Source organism: Bacteroides sp. An269, from assembly GCF_002159755.1.
GTDB lineage: Bacteria > Bacteroidota > Bacteroidia > Bacteroidales > Bacteroidaceae > Phocaeicola > Phocaeicola intestinalis.
On record NZ_NFJG01000150.1, the window covers coordinates 1 to 8,316 of the forward strand.

General features: G+C 49.2%; 5 protein-coding genes. 4 read left to right on the forward strand and 1 reads right to left on the reverse strand.

Annotated elements, in window-relative coordinates; all coding sequences use genetic code 11:
- Positions 1–20 precede the first annotated feature (20 nt).
- From B5F71_RS20490 to B5F71_RS17825, 4 genes are all read left to right on the forward strand, one after another.
- Positions 21–191: a hypothetical protein gene (locus B5F71_RS20490; protein ID WP_158098142.1), complete on the forward strand. Its 171-nt coding sequence runs from the start codon at positions 21–23 to the stop codon at positions 189–191.
- A gap of 472 nt (positions 192–663) precedes the next feature.
- Positions 664–3,105, forward strand: coding sequence for a glycoside hydrolase family 127 protein (locus B5F71_RS17815; RefSeq protein WP_087213021.1), 2,442 nt, complete (start codon positions 664–666; stop codon positions 3,103–3,105).
- A 35-nt stretch (positions 3,106–3,140) separates the two neighbouring features.
- Positions 3,141–5,549 carry a beta-L-arabinofuranosidase domain-containing protein gene (locus tag B5F71_RS17820; protein WP_087213024.1) on the forward strand — a complete coding sequence of 803 codons (2,409 nt, stop codon included), beginning with the start codon at positions 3,141–3,143 and terminating at the stop codon, positions 5,547–5,549.
- Positions 5,550–5,712: 163 nt separating this feature from the next.
- Positions 5,713–7,962, forward strand: a complete 2,250-nt coding sequence (locus B5F71_RS17825) for a DPP IV N-terminal domain-containing protein (protein ID WP_087213026.1) — start codon at positions 5,713–5,715, stop codon at positions 7,960–7,962.
- 168 nt (positions 7,963–8,130) lie between these two features.
- On the opposite strand, the gene B5F71_RS20835 is transcribed toward B5F71_RS17825, so the two are convergent.
- The coding region (locus B5F71_RS20835; protein WP_206423862.1) for a hypothetical protein at positions 8,131–8,316 on the reverse strand (186 nt) is incomplete at its 5' end.

An 8,316-nucleotide genomic window follows, 5' to 3' on the forward strand; every position in this document is an offset into this window, starting at 1 on the left:
TGTTTTGAATTTATCGTGCGATGATTTGGGATGAGTTTTTGAGGCATTTTTGCTTCTGTGATGAGGAAGATAGCGGGCTATCTGACGAAGAACAGGAGCGAAAAGGACCCAAAAATCGCCCAAAGCACACACGAAAACGGATACATCAAGCCAAGAAAAACTTTTTGGAGAAATTCAAAACAGCTTCTTAATCAAAATCCCAAAATCCTTCCCAATATTTGGAGTTTCTGATAGGGTTGTATTATCAATCCGGACGGCATCCTTTTATGGTTTTCCTATCAAAACCGTACGTTCTCCAATTGAAAACCGTACGTTCTCGATATGGAAACCGTACGGTTTTCATATGGAAAACGTAAAAAGAAGGTAGTCTGTAACAAATCCTGAACCATTCAATCATATATTAATTCGTATCTGCTAAGCAAATTTATCGGAGAAATTAAAACAATCTCTTACAACATAGTAAAACAATTGGTTTGTGGATATATTTATCTGTAAAAATCATCCAAACAGATGACAAAATCGTCTATATCCTGTTTAAACGTGCTGTACAGCATATTCTGTAGGCCTCTACACGACTATTTTCTTATCAATATGGACTATCTTTTTATCCGGTTTTCAGATTTCCTCCTACATTTGCGCAGATGAAATTTTAAAAATAATAATATGAAGAACTATCTGTTAACACTGATGAGCGGACTTGTAGCGTTGGGAGTCACTTCGTGTGGCAAACCTGCCTATATCCAGCCCGATGCTCCCATTCAGGAAGTGCCGTTCACTCAGGTGCACCTGAGCGATAGCTTCTGGTTGCCCCGCATCGAGACCAACCGCACCGTGTCTATCCCTTCCGCATTTAAAGAATGTGAGAAAAACGGACGATTTGATAACTTCGCCATTGCCGCCGGACTGAAAAAAGGAGAGCACCGGGGCGACTTTTCTTTCGACGATACCGATCCTTATAAGGTAATAGAAGGGGCATCGTATTCGCTCGCGGTGAAATACGACCCGCAACTGGACCATTACCTGGATAGCGTCATCAACATCATTGCTGCGGCACAAGAACCGGACGGATATCTTACTACCTGCGTCACCAATAAATGTTATCGTCTCTCCGGATGGTGGGGACGCTCGAAATGGGAAAAAATCAACAGCCACGAGCTGTACAACAGCGGACACATGTACGAAGCAGCCGTCGCCCATTACCGTGCTACCGGCAAGCGTACCTTCCTGGATGTCGCTATCAAGAATGCCGACCTCGTCTGCAAGACCTTCGGACCGAAGGAAGGACAGATACACCGCCCCAGCGGACACCCCATCGTAGAGATGGCACTCTGCAAATTATATAAGGTGACGGGCGACCGGAAATACCTCGACATGGCGAAATACTTCGTCGAGGAAACCGGACGGGGCACCGACGGGCACAAGCTGAGCGAATACAGCCAAGACCATAAGCCCATCCTGCAACAAGATGAAATCGTGGGCCACGCCGTACGTGCCGGCTACCTCTATTCGGGTGTGGCTGATGTGGCAGCCCTGACCCATGATACGGCATACTTCCACGCCTTGACCCGCCTGTGGGACAACCTCGTCAGCAAGAAGCTCTACATCACCGGCGGCATGGGCTCGCGTGCGCAAGGCGAAGGCTTCGGACCGAATTACGAACTGCAGAACCACACCGCCTATTGTGAGACTTGTGCTTCTATCGCCAACGTGTACTGGAACCACCGCATGTTCCTTGCCACGGGCGAATCGAAATACATCGACGTGCTGGAACGTGCACTTTACAACGGTGTCATCAGCGGCGTTTCGCTCAGTGGCGACAAGTTTTTCTACGACAATCCGCTGGAATCGATGGGGCAGCACGAACGCCAACGTTGGTTCGGTTGTGCTTGTTGCCCGGGTAATGTGACCCGCTTCATCGCTTCCGTGCCCAACTATGCCTACGCCACCCAGCAGAACGACATCTACGTCAACCTCTATATACAAGGTAAAGCCGAGATGCAGCTTGCCGACAGCACCAAGGTCACACTGGAACAGACTACCGGATATCCTTGGAACGGTAAGATAGCCATTAAGGTGACGCCTGATAAAGAAGGAGAGTTCGCCATCCGTCTGCGCATCCCCAGTTGGGCAAAGAGTGCGCCGGTAGCATCCGACCTCTACGCTTATACCGATGCTCCTAAGAAATATACCTTGAAAGTAAACGGCTCGTCGGCACGGGCTGCCGAAGGTGATGGCTATGAAACCTTGGTCCGTAGCTGGAAGGCAGGCGATGTTATCGAGCTGGATCTTCCGATGGACGTGCGCCGCATCCAGGCGAATGACTCAGTAGAAATAGACCGCGGCATGTTGGCACTGGAACGCGGACCCATTGTGTTCTGCCTGGAAGGTAAAGACCAGCCCGACAGTACCGTGTTCAATAAGTTCATTGCTCCCGACACGAAGATAGACGCATCCTTCGATGCCAGTCTGCTTAATGGCGTAATGGTATTGAGCGGAGCAGCCAAGGAAGTGGAACGTGACGGTACGGTGAATGATGTTACTTTCCGCGCCATTCCTTACTCTACGTGGAACAATCGCGGTGCCGACCAGATGGAAGTATGGATTCCCGAATCCAAGGAATACGCTACCCCGACACCCGAACCGACCATAGCCAGCAAGGCACAGACGTTCAGCATACAGGCACCCATCCAGAAAGATGCACCCGAATCGGCTTCGGTCATCTCGTATGCGTGGGGTGTGAACGACCAATGGGAACCACGCCGTTCGTCGGATACTTCGAAGCCTTACCACTACTGGTGGCTGAAACAAGGCACCGAAGAAAGCCTCGCCTACGAGTTCGACCAGCCTTATACCGTATCGAACGTGCAGGTGTACTGGCTCGACTTCGACCACTACGATGGCAACTTCCGCGTGCCGCAAAGCTGGAAATTATATTATAAGGTAGGAAACACGTGGAAAGAAGTGGAAGCCCTCGGCGAATACGGCGTAAAGAAAGATTGCTACAACAGCCTCGACTTCAAGCCCGTAAAGACCACCGGACTGAAAATAGCCGCTCAGCTCCAGCCGGGCGAATCGGGAGGAATCATCGAATGGAAAGTGAAATGACAGTAAACAATTAACTCACATAAAAAATACAAATCATGAAAAAACTGATGATTTCTGCCTTGCTCTTCTTTATCGTAACAGGAGGAGCATATGCACAAAAGGGAACGGCGGCACATGGGTATCCTATCGATCCCGTTCCGTTCACTTCTGTAAAGATTACAGATTCTTTTTGGGGACAACGGCTGAAGGCGAGCCGTGAAACAACTATTCCGTTGGCATTCAGCAAATGTGAAGAGACGGGACGTTATAAAAATTTTGAGATGGCCGCCCATCCAAGTGATACCATCAAGGTAGGCGGATTGTCTTTCGATGATACCGATGTATATAAAACCATCGAAGGAGCCAGCTACCTGCTGCAAACCTATCCCGACAAGAAACTGGAAAAATACATCGACAGTGTGCTGACCATCGTTGCCGCCGCGCAAGAACCCGACGGCTACCTGTATACCTCACGCACGATGAACCCCAAACACCCGCACGAATGGGCAGGAAGCAAACGCTGGGAGAAAGTAGAGGAGTTGAGCCACGAATTCTATAACTTAGGACACATGATAGAAGGTGCTATCGCCCACTACCAGGCTACCGGAAAACGTAATTTCCTCGACATAGCCATCCGTTATGCCGACTGTGTATGCCGTGAAATAGGCGACGGCCCCAACCAGGTGGTACGTGTACCGGGACATCAGATAGCCGAAATGGCACTTGCCAAGCTATACCTTGTCACCGGTGATGAAAAATACCTGAAACAAGCCAAATTCTTCCTCGACAAACGTGGCTACACATCACGTCGTGACGAATACAGCCAGGCACACAAACCGGTCATCGAACAAGACGAAGCGGTAGGACACGCCGTGCGGGCCACTTATATGTATGCCGGCATGGCAGATGTGGCAGCCCTGACAGGAGACACATCGTATGTACATGCTATCGACCGCATTTGGGACAACATTGTAGGTAAGAAGCTCTACATTACCGGCGGTATCGGAGCCACCAGCAACGGCGAGGCTTTCGGAGCCAACTACGAACTGCCTAATATGTCGGCTTACTGCGAAACCTGTGCGGCTATCGGCAATGTGTATGTCAATTACCGCCTCTTCCTGTTGCATGGCGATGCCAAATATTACGATGTACTGGAACGTACGCTTTACAATGGATTGATTTCGGGCGTATCGCTCGACGGCGGAGGATTCTTCTATCCCAATCCCTTGGAATCTATGGGACAACACCAGCGTCAGCCCTGGTTCGGATGTGCTTGCTGCCCGTCGAACATCTGTCGCTTTATTCCTTCGCTTCCGGGATATGTATATGCTGTAAAAGACCGCAATGTATACGTCAACCTTTTCATGTCGAACAACGCGACACTGAAAGTTAACGGCAAGAAAGTAGAACTGTCACAAACCACTTCGTATCCTTGGAACGGAGATGTCACCATCACCGTAGACCGTAACAGTGCCGGACAATTCGCCATGAAAGTCCGCATACCGGGCTGGGTACAAAACCAAGTCGTGCCGAGCGACTTGTATATGTACACCGACGGACTGCGCCCCAAATACAGCGTGAAAGTAAACGGTGAAGAAATGAATGCTGAACTGCAGCAAGGCTATTTCACCATCGACCGGAAATGGAAGAAAGGCGACCAGGTGGAAGTGCACTTCGACATGGAACCGCGCACCGTCAAAGCCAACAACAAAGTGGAAGCCGACCGTGGACGCATTGCGATAGAAAGAGGCCCGATTGTATATTGTGCCGAATGGCCCGACAACGACTTCGACGTACTGAGCATCCTGATGAACCGCACACCGAAATTTGAAGTGGTAGGCAAACCTGATTTGCTGTACGGTATCAATGAAATCAAGACTCAGGCACAAACTTTGGAATACGATGACAACGGGCGTCTCGTTGCGAAAGACCATACACTGACTCTGATTCCTTACTATGCATGGGCACACCGTGGCTCGGGCAACATGGCGGTATGGTTGCCCTATGAAGTAAACGCTACCCGTCCGACAGCTATCCCCACATTGGCATCGAAAAGCAAGGTAGATGCATCTCACAAAGGTTCATCGCTTTCTTCTATCTCCGACGGACTGGTGCCAAAAGATGAGAACGACCGTACCATTCCTTATTATCATTGGTGGCCTAAAGAAGGGACAACCGAATGGATTTCATACGAGTTCCCTGAAGAAATGACCGTCTCCAGCTCTACGGTTTATTGGTTCGATGACGCTCCATGGGGCGGATGCCGTGTCCCGAAGTCATGGAAGATTTACTACAAGGACGCAGCAGGTGCATGGACTCCGGTTCAGAACCTGAACGACTACGGCGTAAAGAAAGGCGACCCGAACATTGTTGATTTCGAACCGGTCAAAACCAAAGCCGTCAAATTGGAAGTCGTATTACCAGAGAAAAACGCTTCCGGAATTTATGAATGGGAAGTGAAATAGTATTCAAGTAGTAAAGGAGGTAAAGTAGTAAGGAGATAAAAGAGGTAAAGTTTAGATGATATCGCTAAAAAATAAAGCTTTATATCCGGACTTCACTTCCTTTATCTCCTTTACTGCTTTACTCTTTTAATGCTTTACCTGCACAATATAAACCCGAAAACAAATGAAATATTCCATACTCACTACCGCCGCACTCCTGATTAGCGGTGCGGCTTGGGCGCAAGGCACATTAGAAGATTACAACCGCGCTTACGGGCTGCGCGAAAAATACAGTCCGAAATCAGTATACTACAGCAACGTAAACCCGCAGTGGATAGAAGGCACCGATTGTTTTTGGTACATACGAAATACCCCCGAAGGTGAGGAATACGTGAAAGTAGATGCCAGCGAGAAGAAACGCGCTCTTTTATTCGACTCAAACAAGTTATCGGCATCCCTTGCCGCAAGCACAAGCAAAGAAATCGACCCGATGCAGCTTCCCATCCGCGGATGCCGCGTGTCGCAAAGCCTGGACACCTTGCGCTTCGTTTTTGAAGGAAAGCGCTGGTGCTTCGACATTACCCACAACAAGCTGACCGAGGAAGGCAACCTTCCTGCACCGGGACCGCAACGCCACTGGATGGAACGGGATGACGAAAAAGAGGGAGCACCCGTCACTTCGCCCGATGGCAAGTATGTGGCTTTCATCAAAAACGACAACGTATGCGTACGCAATATCAAAACCGGTGAAGAAAAGCAACTGAGTCAGGACGGCACGATGGCAAACTATTACTCATCGTATATCTATTGGTCGCCAGACTCGAAGTATGTAGCCTCTTGCCGCATCCGCCCTACCGAGAAACGGTATGTATACTACGTGGAATCATCACCAGCCGACCAGCTTCAGCCCAAACTGCACAAGCAAGAATACGCCAAACCGGGCGATGAACTGCCCTTCAAGGTGCCTTGCATCTTCGGGGTGGAAGACGGCAAACGGCTGATACCTTCTACCGAACTCTTCAGCCACCAGTATGAACTGTACGGACCTATATGGAACAACGACAGCAAAGGAATTACCTTCGAATACAACGAACGCGGACACAAAGTCTACCGGGTACTCGAAATGTCGGTAACTGATGGCAGCGTACGCCCGCTTATCGAAGAAAAGGAAGAAAAATACGTCAACTATCCGCGCATCTACCGCTACTACCTGAACGACGGCAAACGCATCATCTGGTCGAGTGAACGGGATAACTACAACCACCTGTATCTATACGACCGCGCTACGGCAAGCCCCATCAACCAAATCACCAAAGGTGAATGGTATGTACGGGAAGTACAATACGTAGACGAAGCCAACCAGCAGATTTATTTCTCGGCTAACGGTGTGAACAAAGACGAAGATCCATACTTAATACACTATTACCGTATCGGCTTTGATGGGAAAGGCATGAAAGAACTGACTCCCGAAGAGGGAATGCACAAAGCATGGTATTCTTCGGACTACAAATACTTGGTGGATGTCTATTCCAAGGTAGACCAGGCTCCCGTAGCCGTACTGCGCAATGCGGCAAACGGCAAAGTGCTAATGGAACTGGAAAAAGCCGATATTTCGAAACTTACCGCCAACGGCTGGAAAGCTCCCGAAGTATTCTCCGCCAAAGGACGCGACGGCAAGACCGATATGTGGGGCATTGTCTATCGCCCGTCCAACTTCGACGCTTCGAAGAAATACCCTGTTATCGAATACATCTACTCTGGTCCGGGCGACCAGTACGTGCCCAAGACCTTCTCACCCTTCAACGGCTACATGTCGGCGATTGCCGAACTAGGCTTCATCGTGGTGCAGGTAGACGGCATGACCACTTCCTTCCGTTCGAAAGAGTTTGAGGAAGTATGCTACAAGAACCTGAAAGACTCCGGACTGGCAGACCACATTGCCTGGCTGAAAGCCCTTGCGCAGAAATATCCGTACATCGACCTCGACCGTGTAGGTATCTTCGGATGTTCGGCTGGCGGACAAGAGGCATTGAACGCCGTCTTGCTACATCCCGAGTTCTACAAAGCCGCCTATTCAGCTTGCGGATGCCACGACAACCGTATGGATAAGATCTGGTGGAACGAACTGTGGATGGGTTACCCGATAGACGATTCATACAAAGCCTGTTCGAATGTGGAAAACGCCCATCTGTTGAGCCGTCCGCTGATGTTGGTGGTAGGCGAACTGGATGACAATGTAGACCCTGCCTCTACCATGCAAGTAGTTAATGCACTTATCAAAGCCAACAAGGATTTTGAATTGGTGGTTATTCCCGGTGCGCACCACACCATGGGTGAAGCCTTCGGCGAACATAAACGTTACGATTTCTTTGTCCGCCACCTGATGGGAGTTAATCCGCCGGCATGGAGCGAAGTGAAAACAGGAAATCAATAGCTTCTTATAATATGAATATCCTCACGAAACCAGTAGGTAAAAGGAGTTAGAAGGAGTTATGCCTTCGGCAGGAGTTAAAAGCCAATAGCATAAAAGTATTGGTCTTCTAGCTCCTTTTAAGAAGCTGTTTTGAATTTATCGCCCAAAGCACACACGAAAACGAACACATCAAGCCAAGAAAAACTTTTTGGAGAAATTCAAAACAGCTTCTGAGATTATTTGTTGCAATTGTAAAGAAATACATTCTTGCCTGTGGTATGGCTTTTCCGCATGGACAGCCCGGACGCATACTTCTTTATGCGTGTTTTTCTTATGCTGCTGTTGCCCGGTGCGGGCGTGTTGTCGTTCCGCCGG

What these genes read in the sequence shown, in the direction of transcription:
- B5F71_RS17825 (WP_087213026.1), top strand. Translation starts at nt 5,713, where the DNA reads ATGAAATATTCCATACTCACTACCGCCGCACTCCTGATTAGCGGTGCG.
- B5F71_RS20490 (WP_158098142.1), top strand. Translation starts at nt 21, where the DNA reads ATGATTTGGGATGAGTTTTTGAGGCATTTTTGCTTCTGTGATGAGGAA.
- B5F71_RS17820 (WP_087213024.1), top strand. Translation starts at nt 3,141, where the DNA reads ATGAAAAAACTGATGATTTCTGCCTTGCTCTTCTTTATCGTAACAGGA.
- B5F71_RS17815 (WP_087213021.1), top strand. Translation starts at nt 664, where the DNA reads ATGAAGAACTATCTGTTAACACTGATGAGCGGACTTGTAGCGTTGGGA.